Origin of the sequence: Pseudoxanthomonas winnipegensis (assembly GCF_030322905.1) — a bacterium.
GTDB lineage: Bacteria > Pseudomonadota > Gammaproteobacteria > Xanthomonadales > Xanthomonadaceae > Pseudoxanthomonas_A > Pseudoxanthomonas_A winnipegensis.
The window spans coordinates 2,533,104-2,550,723 of sequence record NZ_CP095475.1 but is presented as its reverse complement, the minus strand read 5'-3'; the positions used below and the strand labels follow the sequence as shown (position 1 = coordinate 2,550,723).

Annotated in this window: 13 protein-coding genes; 8 read left to right on the top strand and 5 right to left on the bottom strand. The window is 71.2% G+C overall.

The genetic code is table 11. From position 1 onward, the window contains the following. Positions 1-44: 44 nt before the first annotated feature. From eda to glk, 3 genes are all read right to left on the bottom strand, one after another. Positions 45-704, bottom strand: a complete 660-nt coding sequence (gene eda / locus MWN52_RS11370) for a bifunctional 4-hydroxy-2-oxoglutarate aldolase/2-dehydro-3-deoxy-phosphogluconate aldolase (RefSeq protein WP_130517839.1) — start codon at positions 702-704, stop codon at positions 45-47. 44 nt (positions 705-748) lie between these two features. After that, the gene (edd, locus tag MWN52_RS11365; protein WP_286574725.1) at positions 749-2,659 is read right to left on the bottom strand and encodes a phosphogluconate dehydratase; all 1,911 of its coding nucleotides are present in this window, start codon (positions 2,657-2,659) and stop codon (positions 749-751) included. Between the two features lie 170 nt (positions 2,660-2,829). After that, positions 2,830-3,858, bottom strand: a complete 1,029-nt coding sequence (gene glk, locus MWN52_RS11360) for a glucokinase (protein ID WP_130517843.1) — start codon at positions 3,856-3,858, stop codon at positions 2,830-2,832. A 301-nt stretch (positions 3,859-4,159) separates the two neighbouring features. Here glk and MWN52_RS11355 point away from each other — a divergent pair, with 301 nt between their 5' ends. From MWN52_RS11355 to zipA, 3 genes are all read left to right on the top strand, one after another. Next, positions 4,160-5,239, top strand: a complete 1,080-nt coding sequence (locus tag MWN52_RS11355) for an ABC transporter ATP-binding protein (protein ID WP_286574724.1) — start codon at positions 4,160-4,162, stop codon at positions 5,237-5,239. Positions 5,240-5,450: 211 nt separating this feature from the next. Then, positions 5,451-8,954: a chromosome segregation protein SMC gene (smc, locus tag MWN52_RS11350; RefSeq protein ID WP_286574723.1), complete on the top strand. Its 3,504-nt coding sequence runs from the start codon at positions 5,451-5,453 to the stop codon at positions 8,952-8,954. 150 nt (positions 8,955-9,104) lie between these two features. Then, complete coding sequence (gene zipA / locus MWN52_RS11345) at positions 9,105-9,824, top strand: cell division protein ZipA (protein WP_286574722.1); 720 nt, start codon at positions 9,105-9,107, stop codon at positions 9,822-9,824. A 39-nt stretch (positions 9,825-9,863) separates the two neighbouring features. Here the strand turns inward: zipA and MWN52_RS11340 are convergent, their stop codons facing one another. After that, positions 9,864-10,451, bottom strand: coding sequence for a TetR/AcrR family transcriptional regulator (locus MWN52_RS11340; protein WP_286574721.1), 588 nt, complete (start codon positions 10,449-10,451; stop codon positions 9,864-9,866). A 123-nt stretch (positions 10,452-10,574) separates the two neighbouring features. Between MWN52_RS11340 and MWN52_RS11335 the strand changes: the two genes are divergently transcribed. Continuing rightward, entirely contained in the window at positions 10,575-10,943 is a 369-nt protein-coding gene (locus MWN52_RS11335) for a VOC family protein (protein ID WP_286574720.1), read from the top strand. A 36-nt stretch (positions 10,944-10,979) separates the two neighbouring features. On the opposite strand, the gene opgC is transcribed toward MWN52_RS11335, so the two are convergent. Further along, the gene (opgC, locus tag MWN52_RS11330; protein WP_286574719.1) at positions 10,980-12,125 is read right to left on the bottom strand and encodes an OpgC domain-containing protein; all 1,146 of its coding nucleotides are present in this window, start codon (positions 12,123-12,125) and stop codon (positions 10,980-10,982) included. Between the two features lie 264 nt (positions 12,126-12,389). Between opgC and ligA the strand changes: the two genes are divergently transcribed. The 4 genes from ligA (at position 12,390) to mtnA (ending at position 17,620) form a co-directional block, all read left to right on the top strand. After that, positions 12,390-14,948, top strand: a complete 2,559-nt coding sequence (gene ligA, locus MWN52_RS11325; protein WP_286574718.1) for an NAD-dependent DNA ligase LigA — start codon at positions 12,390-12,392, stop codon at positions 14,946-14,948. After that, positions 14,945-15,910 carry an EF-P lysine aminoacylase EpmA gene (gene epmA, locus MWN52_RS11320; RefSeq protein WP_286574717.1) on the top strand — a complete coding sequence of 322 codons (966 nt, stop codon included), beginning with the start codon at positions 14,945-14,947 and terminating at the stop codon, positions 15,908-15,910. Before ligA ends, epmA begins: the two co-directional genes overlap by 4 nt. A gap of 95 nt (positions 15,911-16,005) precedes the next feature. Next, positions 16,006-16,533, top strand: coding sequence for a DUF3011 domain-containing protein (locus tag MWN52_RS11315; RefSeq protein WP_130522793.1), 528 nt, complete (start codon positions 16,006-16,008; stop codon positions 16,531-16,533). A gap of 31 nt (positions 16,534-16,564) precedes the next feature. Then, positions 16,565-17,620 carry an S-methyl-5-thioribose-1-phosphate isomerase gene (mtnA, locus tag MWN52_RS11310; RefSeq protein ID WP_286574716.1) on the top strand — a complete coding sequence of 352 codons (1,056 nt, stop codon included), beginning with the start codon at positions 16,565-16,567 and terminating at the stop codon, positions 17,618-17,620.

The following is a 17,620-nucleotide window of genomic DNA, read 5'->3' as shown; positions in this document are numbered from 1 at the left end:
TCGACCGCAAGCGCAGGCGCCGGCAGCGCCTGCACAGGCCAAACTCAGCCGCCGCGCGCCTGCTTGACGATCTGCGCGGCGCGCGCGGCGGTCTCGCGCACGGAAGTCCAGTCGCCCGCGGTGATCCACTGCTTGGGCACCATCCACGAACCGCCGATGCACACCACATTGGGCTGGGCCAGGTATTCGGCAGCGGTCGCCTCGGTGATGCCGCCGGTGGGGCAGAGCTTGAGCTGCGGGATCGGCCCGTGCAGGCCCTTGATCATCGCCAGCCCGCCCACCGCATTGGCGGGGAACAGCTTGCACACGTGGAAGCCGAGCTGCAGCAGGGTCAGCAGTTCGGTCGGCGTGGCCGCGCCGGGGATCACCGGGATGGGCGCGGCGGCCAGCGCCTCGGCCATGTGCGCCGGGGTGCCGGGGGTGACGATGAAGTCGGCGCCGGCGCCCACGCACTGACCGATCTGGTCGATGGTCAGCACCGTGCCCGCGCCGATGGCGAACTGCGGCAGCTCGCGCTTGAGCGTGGCCAGCGCTTCCATCGCCACCGGCGTGCGCAGGGTCAGCTCGATCACCGGCAGGCCGCCTTCCAGCAGCGCATGGGCCACGCCGCGGGCCTGGTCCAGCGTGTCCACCGCGACCACCGGCAGGATGCCGGCGCGGCGAAGCAGGTCTTCGGTCTGTTGCTGGCGCTTGGAGATGATCATGGTCGTGCCTTGCGTGCGTGGAAGAGGATGGGGCAGGGCGCCGGTCAGGCGTCCTTGGCCTCGTGCGGGGCGGCGGCCGCCTGCGGGGTGTCGCCCAGTTCGTACTCGGCGTCGACTTCCCAGCCGTGCTCGGGCGTGGGCGGGCCGCAGGAAATGGACACCGCGCCCTGGTCGGCCGGCGTCACCTGGGCGCGGTTGAGCGCGAACAGGTTGCGGCCCAGGTCGTGCGAGGGCCGGGCGGTGTCGGGCGCCAGCGTGCGCAGCTGCCATTCATCCGCGTCGACCTGCGCCTCCAGCACGCCGGCCTCGGCGTCGAGCAGGATCATGTCGCCCTCGCGCAGGCGCGCCAGCGGGCCGCCGGCGGCGGCCTCGGGGGTGATGTGGATCGCGGCCGGGATCTTGCCCGAGGCGCCGGACAGGCGGCCGTCGGTGACCAGCGCCACGCGCCGGCCCTGGTTCTGCAGCAGGCCCAGCAGCGGCGCCAGCGAATGCAGCTCGGGCATGCCGTTGGCGCGCGGGCCCTGGTAGCGCACCACCGCGACGAAGTCCTGCGGCAGGGCGCCTGCGGCGTGCAGCTTGTTGAGGCTGCGCGGGTCGTCCACGACCACGGCCGGGGCATGGATGCGGCGGTACTCGGGCTTGACCGCCGAGGTCTTGATCAGCGAGCGCCCCAGGTTGCCGCGCAGCAGGCGCAGGCCGCCCTGGGCCTCGAACGGCGCCGACACCGGGCGCACCACCTTCTCGTCGGCGCTGGTGGCGATGCCGGGGCTGTAGGCCAGCTGGCCATCGACCAGGCGCGGCTCGTCGCAGTAGGCGCGCATGCCGCCGGCCACGATGGTCGGGATGTCGTGCATCAGGCCGGCATCGAGCAACTCGCGGAACACGAACTGGGTGCCGCCGGCGGCGGCGAAGCGGTTCACGTCGGCCTCGCCGTTGGGGTAGACGTGGGCCAGCAGCGGCACCACCTGCGAGATCTCGTCGATATCGTCCCAGGTCAGCACGATGCCGGCCGCGCGCGCCACCGCCACCCAGTGGATGGTGTGGTTGGTCGAGCCGCCGGTGGCCATCAGCGCGGCGATCGCGTTGACGATCGCGCGCTCGTCCACCAGATGGCCGATCGGGCGGTAGTCCTCGCCCAGGGCGGTGATGCGCAGCGCGCGCTCGGCCGCCGCGCGGGTCAGCACGTCGCGCAGTGGTAGGTCCGGGTTGACGAAGCTGGTGCCCGGCAGCTGCAGGCCCATGGCCTCCAGCAGGGTCTGGTTGGAGTTGGCCGTGCCGTAGAAGGTGCAGGTGCCGGCGCCGTGGTAGCTGGCCGATTCGGCCTCCAGGAGCTCCTCGCGGGTGGCCTCGCCGGCGGCGTAGCGCTCGCGCACGGCGGCCTTTTCCTTGTTGGGGATGCCCGGCGTCATCGGTCCGGCGGGCACGAACACCGCCGGCAGATGGCCGAAGGCCAGCGCGCCCATCAGCAGGCCCGGCACGATCTTGTCGCACACGCCCAGGTACAGCGCCGCGTCGAACATGTCGTGGCTCAGCGAGATCGCCGTGGCCTGGGCGATGACATCGCGCGAGAACAGCGACAGCTCCATGCCCGGCCGGCCCTGGGTCACGCCGTCGCACATCGCCGGCACGCCGCCGGCGACCTGCGCGGTGGCGCCCAGCTCGCGCGCCAGCTGGCGGATCATCTCGGGGTAGTGCTCGAAGGGCTGATGCGCCGAGAGCATGTCGTTGTAGGCGGTGACGATGCCCAAGTTGGGCGTCACGTCCGCACGCAGCCGGCCCTTGTCGGTCGGTCCGCACGCGGCGAAGGCGTGGGCCAGGTTGCCGCAGCTCAGGCGGGTGCGCTGCGGGCCGTCCTTGAGCACCGCGTCGATGCCTTCCAGGTAGGCCCGGCGCGGCTGCGCGCTGCGGCGGCGGATGCGGTCGGTAACGGCTTCGATGCGCGGATGCAGGGTCATGGCAGGCGGCTGTGACAGGCGGGAAAGAGGACGCGTCGCGAACCGGGCTGAAGCAGACCACTGGCAATACCAGTGGGATCTGCAATTCCGCTGCGGTCGTCAGCAGGCCTCAAGTCTAGCGCGATCGCGTTTCGACCGGGCGCGCAGCGAAGATACCAATACGATTCCAGTCAGGCGACCGGCGGTTCCGGCGCGTGCTTGTAGGCGGGCCCGAACACCTCCACGGCCATGGCCGCCGCGCCTAGCAGGCCCGGCTGCTTGTGCAGGTTGGCCAGCACCGGGATCTTGCCCATCGCCGGCGAGAAGCGGCCCTTGTGCTCGAAGCGCTGGCGGAAGCCCGAGCGCTGCAGCTGCGGCAGCAGGCGCGGGACCAGCCCGCCGCACAGGAACACGCCGTCCCAGGCGCCCAGGGTCAGCACCAGGTCGCCGGCGATCGCGCCGAACACGGCGAAGAACACATCCAGCGCGTGCAGGCAGCGCGCATCGCCTTCGGCCGCGCGAGCGGTCACGTCCGAGGGCTGCATCGGACCGGGGTCCTCGCCGGCCATCTCGCTGAGCGCGCGATGGATGTTGACCAGGCCCGGGCCGCAGATCAGCCGCTCGTTGGACACCCGGCCGAACTGGCGCGAGAGCCGCTCCAGGATCTCGATCTCCTCCGGATTGCCCGGCGGGAAGCTGACATGGCCGCCCTCGGTCTCCAGCGCATAGCGCTTGCCGTCGCGCACCAGCAGGCCGCCGGCGCCCAGGCCCGTGCCCGGGCCGATCACCGCATAGGTCAGGTTGCGCGACAGCGGCACCGGCTTCCACGGCGTGCCGCCGACCTGGGCCACGTCGTCCGGGCCGAGTAGGGAGGAGGCCATGGCCTGGGCGGCGAAGTCGTTCATCAGCTTCACGCCCTCGAAGCCGAGCATCTTCTTCAGCCGCGGCACGCGGATCACCCAGGGGTGGTTGGTGACGCGGACCTCGTCGCCGTCGACCCGGCCGGCCGCGGCGAACACGCCGTTGCGCGCCGTGGTCCCGGTCTGGTCCATGTAGTGCTTGGCCGCATCGGCCAGCGAGGGGAAGTCGGCCACGACGTACTCGCGCGTGCTGTCCACCAGCAGCGGGTTGTCGGCACCGGTGTCGGCCAGCGCAAAGCGCACGTTGGTGCCGCCGATGTCGGCCAGCAGGACGCACTGCGCGGGGTCGGAAGAGCTCATGCGGGATTCCTGGAACGAGGAAGAAGGATCGGGCGCCGGCCGCGTCGACGGGCCGGGGCGCGAGGCGCGACGGATGGTAGCGCGTGGCCCCGTCCGGCCATGCGGCGCATACGAATGCGTGGGAGATTTCGACATCGCCCCCTCCGGCAAGTCGATTGTGGGATTGGCGTGGTGAAAACGCTTACATGGCAGAATACCGCGTCGCGCCTGCGCTCGTCACCGGGTCGGGCGTAGCCTTCGCCGCAGCGCGCGCCCAGCGCGATGCCGTGTGCGGTGCAGCAACGAAACTGAAGGAGACACGATGGCGAGTGTGCAGCTGGATCAGGTCCGCAAGGTGTACGACAACGGCCAGGTGGCCGTGCACGACGCCAGTTTCGAGGTCGCCGACGGCGAGCTGATGGTGCTGGTGGGGCCCTCGGGCTGCGGCAAGTCCACCCTGCTGCGCATGATCGCCGGACTGGAGGAGATCAGCGGCGGCACGCTGAAGATCGGCCCGCGCGTGGTCAACGACGTGGCGCCCAAGGATCGCGACATCGCCATGGTGTTCCAGTCCTATGCGCTGTATCCGCACATGACGGTCGCGCAGAACCTGGCCTTCGGCCTGAAGCTGCGCAAGCACGACAAGGCCACCATCGCCGCGCGCATCCAGGCCGCGGCCGAAACGCTCGGGCTGACCTCGATGCTGGACAAGCTGCCCAAGGCCATGTCCGGCGGCCAGCGCCAGCGCGTGGCGCTGGGCCGGGCGCTGGTGCGCGAGCCGGCGGTGTTCCTGCTGGACGAGCCGCTGTCCAACCTGGACGCCAAGCTGCGCAACTCGGTGCGCAGCGAGATCGCCCGCCTGCACCGGCAGCTGGGCACGACCATGATCTACGTCACCCACGACCAGGTCGAGGCCATGACCCTGGGCCAGCGCATCGTGGTGCTCAAGGACGGGCAGATCCAGCAGATCGACACGCCGACGGCGCTGTACGACCGGCCGGCCAACCTGTTCGTGGCCGGCTTCCTGGGCAGCCCGGCGATGAACGTGCTGCGCGGCACCGCGCAGGCCGAGGGCCTGCGGCTGGACGACGGCACCCTGGTGCCCTGGCACGGCGCCGCCCCGGCGCCGGCCACGCCCGGCCGGGCGCTGATCGTGGGCGTGCGTCCGGAGGACCTGCATCTGGTCCAGGCCGGCGCCCCGGGCAGCTTCGCGGCGACCGTGGAGAACATCGAGCCGGTCGGCAACGAGATCTTCGTCCACCTGCTGGCCGGCAAGTTGGCGCTGGTGGCCCGCGTCGCCCCGCGCGCGCTGCCCGCGCCGGGCGAGCCGATCGGCCTGCAGCTGGAGCCCGCGCGCCTGCACTGCTTCGACCCGGCCGACGAGCGCCGGCTGGAAGCCTAGGGCGGCGGCGCGACCTCGCCCAGGAATTGATGACAGGCCCTGGGGCCCGGCCGCCCGGGTAGGGCGCCGGTATACTCCGGTGTCCGCCGACGGCCCTGCCGCGCCGGGCCCCGCAGGCCCGCGCCAAGCGCCGCCGGACTCCATCACCCCGGCTGCGCGGCCATCTCCCCCCCTTTGAGAGGGCCCGCGCGCCGCCAACGCGACGCGACGCATGCGCCTGTCCACGATCAAGCTGTCCGGCTTCAAATCCTTCGTCGATCCCACCACGCTGCACCTGCCGACCAACATGACCGGCGTGGTCGGCCCCAACGGGTGCGGCAAGTCCAACATCATCGACGCGGTGCGCTGGGTGATGGGCGAGAGCTCGGCCAGCCGCCTGCGCGGCGACTCGCTGACCGACGTGATCTTCTCCGGCTCGGCGGCGCGCAAGCCGGTGGCGCAGGCCACGGTCGAGCTGATCTTCGACAACGCCGACCACACCATCTCCGGCGAATTCGCCGCGTTCAACGAGATCTCGGTCAAGCGCACCGTCAGCCGCGACGGGCAGAGCAACTACTACCTCAACGGCACCAAGTGCCGCCGGCGCGACATCACCGACCTGTTCCTCGGCACAGGCCTGGGGCCGCGCAGCTACTCGATCATCGAGCAGGGCATGATCAGCCAGATCATCGAGGCCCGCCCCGAGGACCTGCGCGTGTACCTGGAGGAGGCCGCCGGCATCTCCAAGTACAAGGAGCGCCGCAAGGAGACCGAGACCCGCATCCGCCACACCCGCGAGAACCTCGAGCGCCTGTCCGACCTGCGCGAGGAAGTGGACAAGCAGCTCGAGCACCTCAAGCGCCAGGCGCGCCAGGCCGAGCAGTACCAGGCCTACCAGGAAGAGCGCCGGATCAAAGACGCGCAGTGGAAGGCGCTGGAATATCGCGGCCTGGACGGCCAGCTGCGCGGCCTGCGCGAGGGTCTCTCGGTCGAGGAGACCCGCCTGCAGCAGCTGATCGCCGAGCAGCGCGAGGCCGAGGCCCAGATCGAGGGCGACCGCGTGCGCCGCGACGAGGCGGTCGAGGCGCTGGGCCGTGCCCAGGCCGATGTCTACCAGGTCGGCAGCACGCTGGCCCGCATCGAACAGCAGATCCAGCATCAGCGCGACCTGTCCACGCGCCTGGTCAAGGCCCAGGCCGAGGCCCAGGCGCAGCTGGCCGAGCTGGGCACGCACATCGAGAGCGACAGCGCGCGCCTGGACGTGCTGCGCGAGGCGGTGGAAGAGGCCGAGCCGCAGCTGGAGCAGCTGCGCGAGGACGACGTCATGCGCCAGGACGCCCTGCGCGAGGCCGAGGCGAAGCTGGCCGACTGGCAGCAGCGCTGGGAGGCCCACAACCGCGCCACCGCCGAGTCCTCGCGGGCCGGCGAGGTCGAACGCACCCGCGTGGACTATCTGGACCGGCAGTCGCTGGAATCCGAGCGCCGGCGCGAGGCGCTGACCGCCGAGCGCGCCGGGCTGGACCTGGAGGCGCTGTCGGCCGCCTACGAGGCGCTGTTCGAGCAGTACGAGGTCAAGAAGGCCTCCCTGGACGAGCTCAACGAGACCGTCGAGCAGCACAAGCAGGCCGTCTCCGGCGTGGCAGAGCGCCAGCAGGCGCTGCAGGCGCAACTGGCCCAGGTGCGCAAGGACGCCCAGGCCGCGCGCGGCCGGCTGTCCTCGCTGGAGACCCTGCAGCAGGCCGCGCTGGGCCAGGAGCAGGGCGCCGCGCTGGCCTGGCTGCGGGCGCGCGGGCTGGATTCGGCGACCCGCGTGGGCGAGTCGCTCACCGTCGAGGCCGGCTGGGAGAACGCGGTCGAAGGCGCGCTGGGGCGGCTGATCGAAGGCGTGCTGGTGCAGTCGCCCGAGTCGCTGGTCGAGGCGCTGGCCGACCTGGACGAGGGCCGCATCGCGCTGGTCTCGCCGCAGGAAGGCGAGGAGAGCTTCGCGCCGACCTCGCTGGCGGCCAAGGTGCGCGGGCCCCTGGCCGTGCGCCGCCTGCTGGCCCGCCTGCACGCGGCCGAGGACCTCGCCCAGGCGCGTAGCCTGCTGCCGACCCTGCCGGCCGGCGATGCCATCGTCACCCGCGGCGGCGAGCGCCTGGGCCAGGGCTGGGTGCACGTGCAGCGCTCCAGCGCGTCCAGGCAGGGCGCCCTGCTGCGCGAGCGCGAGATCCAGACCCTGCGCGAGCAGATCGACCAGCTGCAGGCGCAGGAGGCGCAGGCCGAGCAGGACCTGGCCGAGCTGCGCGAGGTCGCCCTGGCCGGCGAACAGGCGCGCGAGGAAGCCCAGCGCAGCCTCTACCAGGCCCACCGCGCCGTGTCCGAACTGGCCGGCCAGCTGCAGGGCCAGCAGGGCCGGCTGGACGCCGCGCGCACCCGCATCGAGCGCATCGATGGCGAGCTGGCGCAGCTGTCCGACGCGCTGGAACAGGCCCGCGACCAGGCCGCCGAGGCCCGCGCCCGCCTGGAGGACGCGGTCACCCGCATGGCCGACCAGGAGGACGCGCGCCAGCAGCTGGACGCCGAGCGCCGCGCCCTGACCGCCGCGCGCGATGCCGCCCGCGAGGCGGCCCGCACCACGCGCGAGGCGACCCACGCGCTGGCCCTGACCCTGGAATCCCAGCGCACTCAGATCGCCTCGTTGACCCAGGCGCTGGAGCGCATGGGCGGCCAGCGCGGCCAGCTCGATTCGCGCCTGGGCGAGATCACCGCCCAGCTCAACGGCGGCGAGGATCCGGTGTCCGAGCTGGAGGCCCAGCGCGAGAACGCCCTGCACGAGCGCGTGCGCGTCGAGCGCGTGCTGGCCGAGGCGCGCACCGCGCTGGACGGCATCGACAACGGCCTGCGCCAGTACGAGCAGACCCGGCAGAAGCGCGACGAGCAGGCCCTGGCCCAGCGCGAGGCCATCGCCCAGCGCCGCCTGGACCAGCAGGCGCTGGTGCTCAAGGCCGAACAGCTGTCCACCGCGGTGGAGCAGGCCGGCTTCGTGCTGCAGGCGGTGATCGAGACGCTGCCCGAGATCGCCGACCCGGCCGAGTGGGAAGCCGCGGTGCAGCAGCTGGACTACAAGATGCGCCGCCTGGAGCCGGTCAATCTGGCGGCCATCCACGAGTACGGCGAGGCCAGCACGCGCAGCGAATACCTCGAATCGCAGAACGCCGACCTCACCGCCGCGCTGGAAACGCTGGAGGAGGCCATCCGCAAGATCGACCGCGAGACGCGCGGCCGCTTCAAGGAGACCTTCGACCGGGTCAACTCCGGCGTGCAGGCGCTGTACCCGCGCCTGTTCGGCGGCGGCCATGCCTATCTGGAGCTGACCGGCGACGACCTGCTCGACACCGGCGTGTCGATCATGGCGCGCCCGCCGGGCAAGCGTGTGTCCAGCATCTCGCTGCTGTCCGGCGGCGAGAAGGCGATGACCGCGGTGGCGCTGGTGTTCGCCATCTTCCAGCTCAATCCCGCGCCGTTCTGCCTGCTCGACGAGGTCGACGCGCCGCTGGACGAGGCCAACGTCGGCCGCCTGGCCAACATGGTCAAGGAGATGAGCGAGAAGGTGCAGTTCCTGTTCGTCAGCCACAACAAGGCGACGATGGAAGCGGCCGATCAGCTCTCCGGCGTGACCATGCGCGAGCCGGGCGTTTCGCGCCTGGTGTCGGTCGATCTGGCCGAAGCCTCGCGCCTGGCAGGCGCGGCCTGAAGGCAGGAGTGAGTGTGGAGGCGTGAGGAGTGAGCAAGCAGGCGCGGTACTCGCGCTTCCACTCACTTCTCACTCCTGCGCGCTCGCTTCTGGCCCTGAAGCACCAGCCGTGGCACCATCCGGCCAGTTTTTGAGAAGGAGCCCCAGCCCATGTCGGACGTGATGATGCTGAGGATCGGCATTGCCGTGGTGGGCGTGATCCTCATCATCGCGATGGTGATCTTCGGCCGACCCAAGAAGGCGCCGCAGGGGCGCCGCGTGGAATCCGGCGAGCGTGGCGATGCGGCGCGGGTCGAGCCCAGCCTGGGTGGCGATCCGGCCGATCCGGACTACAGCGGCGAGGGCGTCAGCCAGCCCGACCTGGGCCTGGCCGATCCCGGCGCCGGCGAGAGCGACCTGGGCAAGCGTCCGGGCTCGGACTTCGACAAGATCATCTCGCTGTACGTGGCGGCCAAGTCGGGCCAGATGCTGCGCGGCGAGGACATCGTGGTGGCCGCGGAGAAGACCGGCCTGACCTTCGGCCACATGAACGTGTTCCACCGCCTGATCGAGCATCACCCCGAGCGCGGTCCGGTGTTCAGCATGGCCAACATCATGCAGCCCGGCAGCTTCGACATGGCCGCCATCCGCGAGCTGGAAACCCCGGCCATCGCCTTCTTCCTGACCCTGCCAGCGCCGATGACCGCGCTGGACGCCTGGGAGATGATGCTGCCCAACGTGCAGCGCATGGCCGAACTGCTCGACGGCGTGGTCCTGGACGACAGTCGCAACGCGCTGGGCCGCCAGCGCATCCAGCACATCCGCGAGGAGCTGCGCGGCTACGACCGCCAGCACGAGGCCCCGCCGCTGAGCAAGGCGCCGCGCTGGTAGGTGCTCGGCCTCCTCCACGAAAGGAGCGAGTCGGCGGCCTTAGCAGGCGACGTGTGCCGGCGCCGTCGACACGCTTTCGCCAGCGCTCATGCCCGCAAGCAGCGCTCGGCACGCGCTCTGCAAGCCGCTGGCCAGCTGATCGGCCGGACACCAGGCCTCGCCGCGGATCCAGGCCAGCACCGGCGACAACACCGTGTCGGCCAGCGCGCAGGCCGCCAGGGGCTGCGGCAGATGCAGCGGCGTTCCCGCAAGCGCGATCCGTGACGCCATGCGCAGGATCAGCGCGCGCCTGAATCTGCGCAGCGCGACACCCTGGAACAGCGCGCCCGCCCGGCCACGCATCGCCCACACATGTTCCAGCCACAGCGTTGCGCCACGCAGGCCGTCCGCATCGAACGGGAGGGCGGACAGGCAGGCGAGCGCCGGCTCCATGCAGCTGATCAGCAGGGCGTCCTTGTCCCTGAAGTGCTCGTAGAACGTGGACCGGCCAATGCCTGCGACGCGCAGGACATCGTCCAGCCGGATCTCGGCATAGCGTCGTTCCATGGTCAGCGCGATCAGGGCACCGCGCAGCGCGTCGCGGGTTCGTTCCGGGCGTGGGTCTGCGCGGTCGGTGGCCGGATGCATGCGATGTCCCTCCAAGGGTCGTGCCGGACATCTGCGGCGAACTGTCCGGAAAGGCGAGCGTGGGCGTTGTGGGTGAGCGTGTCCAGCCGCATGCTCCGCGCCTCGTCCATGCTGGAAGCTTCCATGCCGCCCAAGGCCACCGATCTGCGCCCCTTCGTGCCCTGCATCGATTTCGCACTGTGCAAGGGCTTCTATGCGAGCCTGGGGTGGGAAACGCATGAGGTGTCCAACGGGCTGGCACTGGTGCGCCTGGGGGACGCCCAGCATTTCTACCTGCAGGATTACTATCGGCGGGAGGTCGCGGAGAACTGCATGCTCCACGTCACCGTCGAGGATGCGATGGGCTGGTACCGGCACGCCGCGACCGTCGTGCGCGAGCGTCGGTTCCAGGCCGCACGGGTCCAGCCGCCGCAGCACCAGCCCTATGGCGCCCTGGTCACATTCCTGCACGATCCCAGTGGCGTGCTGCTGCACCTGTGCCAGTGGGCATAGCGCCCCTTCCCGACCCCGAGCGATCGCGCCGGCGCCTCATCGCGGCTGCGCCGTCTGGGCGGTGCGCGGGCGCGACACGCGCCGGCGCCAGGCCAGATAGCGGGAAAAGCCCCACAGCACCGCGGCCAGGCAGGCCAGGGTGAGGAAGTAGCCCGAGGTGCCCAGGTCCAGCCTGCCCACCAGCAGGGCGGCGGCGTAGGTGAGCAGGATGCCGGCGGTGAAGACCTCCAGCGAATGGCGGCCCATCGAGGCGAACACTTCGTGCAGCGCCAGCGCCAGCGCCGGGCGCGGCATCCGCCGATCGCGCAGTGCGGCGGACAGCCAGAAGTAGGCGGCCAGCACCAGCGCAGCGTGCGGAATGCGCAGCAGGCCGAGCTGATGCTTGTCCCACCACCAGGCATCGCTCAGGCCCAGCTTGCGGTCGGCGACGAAGACCACCGTCGCCAGCGCCAGCGCGCCCAGGACCGCGACGGCCGCCGCGGGCCGCTGCATCCAGCGCTCGAGCCGGTCCAGGACGCCCAGCCGCCCGCACAGCAGGCCGCCCATGAAGCAAAGCTGCCAGGCGAAGGGATTGAGCCCATAGCCCTCGCCGTGCAGGCCCAGCGCCGCGCGCGCGGCCGGAAGCTGGCACAGCAGATACAGGCCCAGGGTCAGGCCGAAGGCCAGCGGCGCGGCGCGCTGGGCCAGCGGCACGAACACGATCGACACCAGCAGGTAGGCCACGTACAGCGACAGGATGTCCAGCAGCGGCGGGCTGTTGGCCAGCAGCAGGAAGGACAGGGCCGAGTCGTCCGGGCGCTGCACATGGTCGGCCAGGCCCAGCGCCTCCAGGCTGGAGGGCAGCATGATCGAGCAGATCGCCAGCAGCGCGACGAAGGCCAGCGCGTTGTACAGGTACAGGTGCCCGGCCCGGTGCGAGAGGCGCACGAAGCGCTGGGCGAAGGTCACGCCGGGGCGCGTGTGCAGGATCCCGATCAGCGCGCCGGAGACGAACAGGAACAGCTCGGCCGCCGAGGAATACCCCAGCATCGTCGGCGTGAACCATTCGCGGCCGTCGTAGCCCAGTTTGCGCGCGAAGCTGGAGGTGTGGTCGAAGGCGATCACCAGCAGGCAGATGCCGCGGACGAAATCCAGCGCCTCGATCCGGCTGCCCGCGCGCGGCGGGGCGACCGGCGCGTTCAAGCCCAAGGCCCCGAACGGTGGGGCGCGATGCGTGCGCAGGGATCGTGGCTCCCGCGGCCGAACGGCTGGGCGCAGGTGAGGAGCGAGGGGAACAGAAACAGGGCCGACGGGCGGCCGTGTGCGGACGTGGGGGTTCGCATGGGCAAGGGCAGCGGCGGGGGAGATCCGACCCTAACGCCTGTCATGTTCAGTGTTTGTAAGTCGCCATGCCTGGCGTGCATCGACATCGCAGGCTGTGACATGCCGCTCGCGTAAGATTTGCCGATGAGCCCGGCCAAGACCCCCCAGGCGCGCGTGACCGAACTGCGCCAGCAGCTGGATGACGCCAGCTACCGCTACCACGTCCTCGATGAGCCCAACATCCCCGATGCGGAATACGACCGCCTGCTGCGCGAGCTGGACGAGCTGGAGGCCGCCCATCCCGAGCTGGTGACGCCCGATTCGCCGACCCAGCGCGTCGGCGCGGTGGCCTCGGGCCGCTTCGCCGAGGTGCGCCACGCGCTGCCGATGCTGTCCCTGGGCAACGCCTTCGACGACGCCGAGGTGGAGGACTTCGTGCGGCGCATCGCCGAACGGCTGGGACGGCGCACCTTGAAGTTCTCGGCCGAGCCCAAGCTCGATGGCCTGGCGATCAGCCTGCGCTACGAGCAGGGCATGTTCGTGCAGGGCGCCACGCGCGGTGATGGCACCACGGGCGAGGACGTTACGGCCAATCTGCGTACGGTGCGGGCCATTCCGCTGCGGTTGCGTGTGGCGGGAATGGGGAGTGGGGAATCGGGAGTCGGGAAAGGCAAGAGCGGAGCTGCTTCTGCCATTCCCCATTCTCCATTCCCCATTCCCAGCGTCCTGGAAGTCCGTGGCGAGGTATATATGCCGCGGGCGGCGTTCGAGGCCTATAACGAACAGGCGCGCCTGCATGGTGGCAAGGTGCTGGCCAATCCGCGCAATGGCGCGGCCGGTTCGCTGCGCCAGCTGGATGCGCGCATCACCGCGCAGCGGCCGCTGGCGTTCTATGCCTACGGCGTCGGCGAGGTCGAGGAGGGCGCGCTGCCGGACACGCACTCGGGCACGCTGCAGCGCCTGCGCGAATGGGGCTTCCCGGTCAGCGACCTGTCGCAGGTGGTCGAAGGCGCCGAGGGGCTGTTGCGCTACTACCGCGAGATCGGGCAAAAGCGCGATTCGCTGCCGTTCGACATCGACGGGGTGGTCTACAAGCTGGACGACGTGGCCGGCCAGCGCGAGATGGGCTTCGTCTCGCGCGCGCCGCGCTGGGCGCTTGCGCACAAGTATCCGGCGCAGGAACAGGCCACCACGGTGGAGGACATCGAGATCCAGATCGGTCGCACCGGCGCGGCCACGCCGGTCGCACGCCTGGCGCCGGTGCAGGTGGCCGGGGTCACCGTCACCAACGCCACCCTGCACAACGCCGACCAGATCGCGCGCCTGGACGTGCGCGTGGGCGATGCGGTGATCGTGCGCCGCGCCGGCGACGTGATCCCGGAGGTGGTCAGCGTAATCCTCGAGCGCCGTCCCGCCGGCACCGCGCCCTGGCAGATGCCGGCGCGGTGCCCGGTATGCGGCTCGGACATCGTGCGCGAGGAGGGCGCGGCGGTGTGGCGCTGCTCGGGCGAGCTGAGCTGCCCGGCCCAGCGCAAGGAGGCCATCCGCCACTTCGTCTCGCGCCGGGCGATGGACGTGGACGGGTTGGGCGAGAAGTTCATCGAGGTGCTGGTCGATGCCGGCGTGGTCCAGGGCGTGGCCGATCTCTACACGCTCGACCTGGATCAGCTGCTGCAGCTGCGCCTGGTCACCGGTGCCGAGACGCCGGAGGGCTTCCTGCGCGAGGCACGGGAGCATCTGGCCGCCGGCGCGTACGCGAAGCTGGAGGCCACGCTCGCCCGCGTGCGCGGCGACGGCGATGCAGTGCCGGAGACCTGGCAGGCCGACCTGCTGCGCGCCGGCCTGCCGGCCTTCGACTGGAACCGCAAGAAGATCGCGACCAAGTGGGCCGAGAACCTGGTCGCCGCGCTGGAGGCCAGCAAGCGCACGACCCTGGAGCGCTTCCTGTTCGCCCTGGGCATCGAGCATGTCGGCGAGAGCACGGCCAAGGTGCTGGCGGCGTGGTTCGGCGATCTGGAGCTGGTGCGCAGGCTGCCCTGGCCCGTGTTCAAGCGCGTGCCGGACATCGGTGGCGAGGTGGCGCGCGCGCTGGGGCGCTTCTTCGAACAGTCCGGCAACCAGCAGGCCATCGACGACCTGCTGGCGCGCGGGGTGGAGATGGTCGACAGCCATCCGCCCAGCGCGCTGCTGCGCGAAGGCCTGGACCTGGCCACGCTGCTGGTCGATATGGAGATCCCCAAGCTGACCCGGATCCGCGCCACCGCGCTGGCCGCGGCGATGCCGCAGGTCGCCCAGATCCTCGCGGCCGACCAGGACGCGCTGGTCGCCGCCGGCCTGCCCAAGGACACCGCCGCCGCCCTGGTCGAATGGCGCGACGCGGACGACCACGCCGACCTGCTGCAGGCCACCGGCGCGGCCCTGGCGCGCCTGGACGCGATCACGCCCCAGGCCAGCGCGATCCAGGCCGGGCCGCTGACCGGCCAGACCGTGGTGCTCACCGGCAGCCTGGAATCGATGACCCGCGACGAGGCCGGCGCCCGGCTCGAGGCGCTGGGCGCCAAGGTCGCCGGCAGCGTGTCGAAGAAGACCGCCTTCGTGGTCGCCGGCAGCGAGGCCGGTTCCAAGCTGACCAAGGCCCAGGACCTGGGCATCGAGGTCTGGGACGAGGCGCGGCTGATCGCCTTCCTGGACCAGCACGCGTGAGCTGGCAGCCCAGCGCCCGCCCGGAGGTGCTGCGCCTGCGCGCCCGGCTCAACGCCCAGGTGCGCGCGTTCTTCGCCCAGCGCGAGGTGCTGGAGGTCGAGACACCGGTGCTGTCCCAGGCCGGCAACACCGAGCCCAACATCGACAGCTTCACGACCGCGTTCAGCGGCCATGTCAGCGCCGGCGCGCGCACGCGCTGGCTGCGCACCTCGCCCGAATACCCGCTCAAGCGCCTGCTCGCCGCCGGCATCGGCGACTGCTACGAACTGGGCCGCGTGTTCCGCAACGGCGAGGCCGGCGGCCGCCACAACCCCGAGTTCACCATGCTCGAGTGGTACCGCGTGGGCTGGGACCACCGGCGCCTGGCGCAGGAGACGGTGGAACTGGTGCGCCTGGCGCTGACCCTGGTCGACCGCCAGGCGCGCGTGGACGAGCTGACCTACCGCGAGCTGTTCCTGCGCGGCCTGCGGCTGGACCCGTTCAGCGCCACGCTGGAACAGCTGCAGGCGCCGCTGGTGTCGGTGCGCATCGACGGCGAAGGGCTCACCCGCGACGACTGGCTGGACCTGCTGATCACCCACCACCTGCAGCCGGCGTTCGCGGCCGACTGCATCACCATCGTGCATGACTGGCCGGCCAGCCAGGCCGCCCTGGCCAGGCTGCGCCCGGGCGACCCGCCGGTGGCCGAGCGCTTCGAGCTGTACCTGGGCGCGGTCGAGCTGGCCAACGGCTACCACGAGCTGCGCGACGCGGCCGAGCAGGGCGCACGCTTTACCGGCGACCAGCGACGCCGGGCCGAACGCGGTCTGGTGCAGCCGCCGCAGGATCGCCTCTTGCTAGAGGCCCTGCCCCTCATGCCACACTGCGCCGGCGTGGCGGTAGGCATCGACCGGTTGCTGATGGCGATGCTGGGGACGGCGAGCATCGCCGACGTGCTGGCCTTCGATTTCGCACGGGCCTGACACACCAAAGGCATACACGGATCGTAAACAGGTCACTATGCTGGCATGCAGTGCTCGCAGGGAGTTGAAGCTTGCGTATCGCTCAGGGGAATGTCGTGTCCATCCGTCGTGTGCTGCAGGCCGGGCTTCCGGGAACCGCCGCCTTGATGCTGTCCGCCTGCGGCAGCGTGGGCTGGATGTTCGGCGGCCACGACACGCCACCGGGCGAGGTGCCGGTGGAGCACTTCAGCTGCGAGTCCAAGGACCAGAACCTGAAGTATTGCGACGTGGACACCTCGGCCGGCGTGCGCCTGACCCGACAGGTGTCCAACATGCCGTGCATCAAGGGCCGTACCTGGGATTACGGCCGCTTCGGCGTCTGGGTCGACCATGGCTGCCGCGGCGAGTTCATCAGCGGCGCCGGCGATGACGACGGCGGCGAGTTCGACCTGCGCCACAAGGTGCTGCGCTGCGAATCGCAGGACCAGCAGCGCCGCCGCTGCGATGCGCAGGTGACCAGCCCGCCGGCCACGCTGCTGCGCCAGCTCTCCGACACCGCCTGTAAGGAAGGCAGCACCTGGGGCTGGGACGCGCAGGGCGTGTGGGTCGATGGCGGATGCCGGGGCCTGTTCCGGGTTCGATGAACCGCCACATCGGCGCGGGTAAAATGCGCCGATGAACGAGACCTTCGATTACGCCCGCTACGACCGCATCCGGCCCCTGCTGTGGACCGGCGATGCCCTGCAGCTGCTCGACCAGCGCAAGCTGCCCTTCGTGGTCGAACACCTGAGCTGCAGCACCAGCGACGAGGTCGCCGCGGCGATCCATGCGCTGGCCGTGCGCGGCGCGCCGGCGATCGGCATCGCCGCGGCCTGGGGCACGGTGCTGGCCGGGCGCGCCATCGAGGCGTCCGACGGCGCCGAGGCCGCGCTGAAGCTCGAACCGGCCCTGCAGCGCCTCAACGCCGCCCGTCCCACCGCGGTCAATTTGGCCTGGGCGCTGGCGCGCATGCGCCGCGCGCTGCAGCCCGCCGGCGCCGACTGGCGCGCCGTGCTGGAGCGCGAGGCGCAGGCCATCGCCAGCGAGGACCTGGCCGCCAACCGCCATATGGGCGAGCTGGGCGCGGCGCTGATCGGCGAGGGCAGCGGCGTGCTGACCCATTGCAACACCGGCTCGCTGGCCACCGCCGGCTTCGGCACCGCGCTGGGCGTGATCCGCGCCGGCGTGGCGCAGGGCCGCATCGGCAAGGTCTTCGCCGACGAGACCAGGCCGTGGCAGCAGGGTGCGCGCCTGACGGTGTGGGAGCTGCAGCAGGACGGCATCGACGCCACCCTGATCGCCGACTCGGCCGCCTCGCACCTGATGAAGACCGGCGCGGTGCAGTGGGTGGTGGTCGGCGCCGACCGCATCTGCGCCAACGGCGATACCGCCAACAAGATCGGCACTTACCAGCTGGCGATCGCCGCGCGTCACCACGGCCTGAAGTTCATGGTGGTCGCGCCGTCCTCGACCGTGGACATGGACACGCCCAGCGGCGAGCTGATCGAGATCGAGGAACGCGATCCGGGCGAGCTGCATGGCATCGGCGGCGTGCGCACCGTGGCCGAGGGCATCAAGGCCTGGAACCCCGTGTTCGACGTCACCCCGGGCAGCCTGATCGATGCCATCGTCACCGAGAAGGGCGTGGTCGAGCGGCCCACTACCGAGAAGATGCGCGCCGCCTTCGGCTGA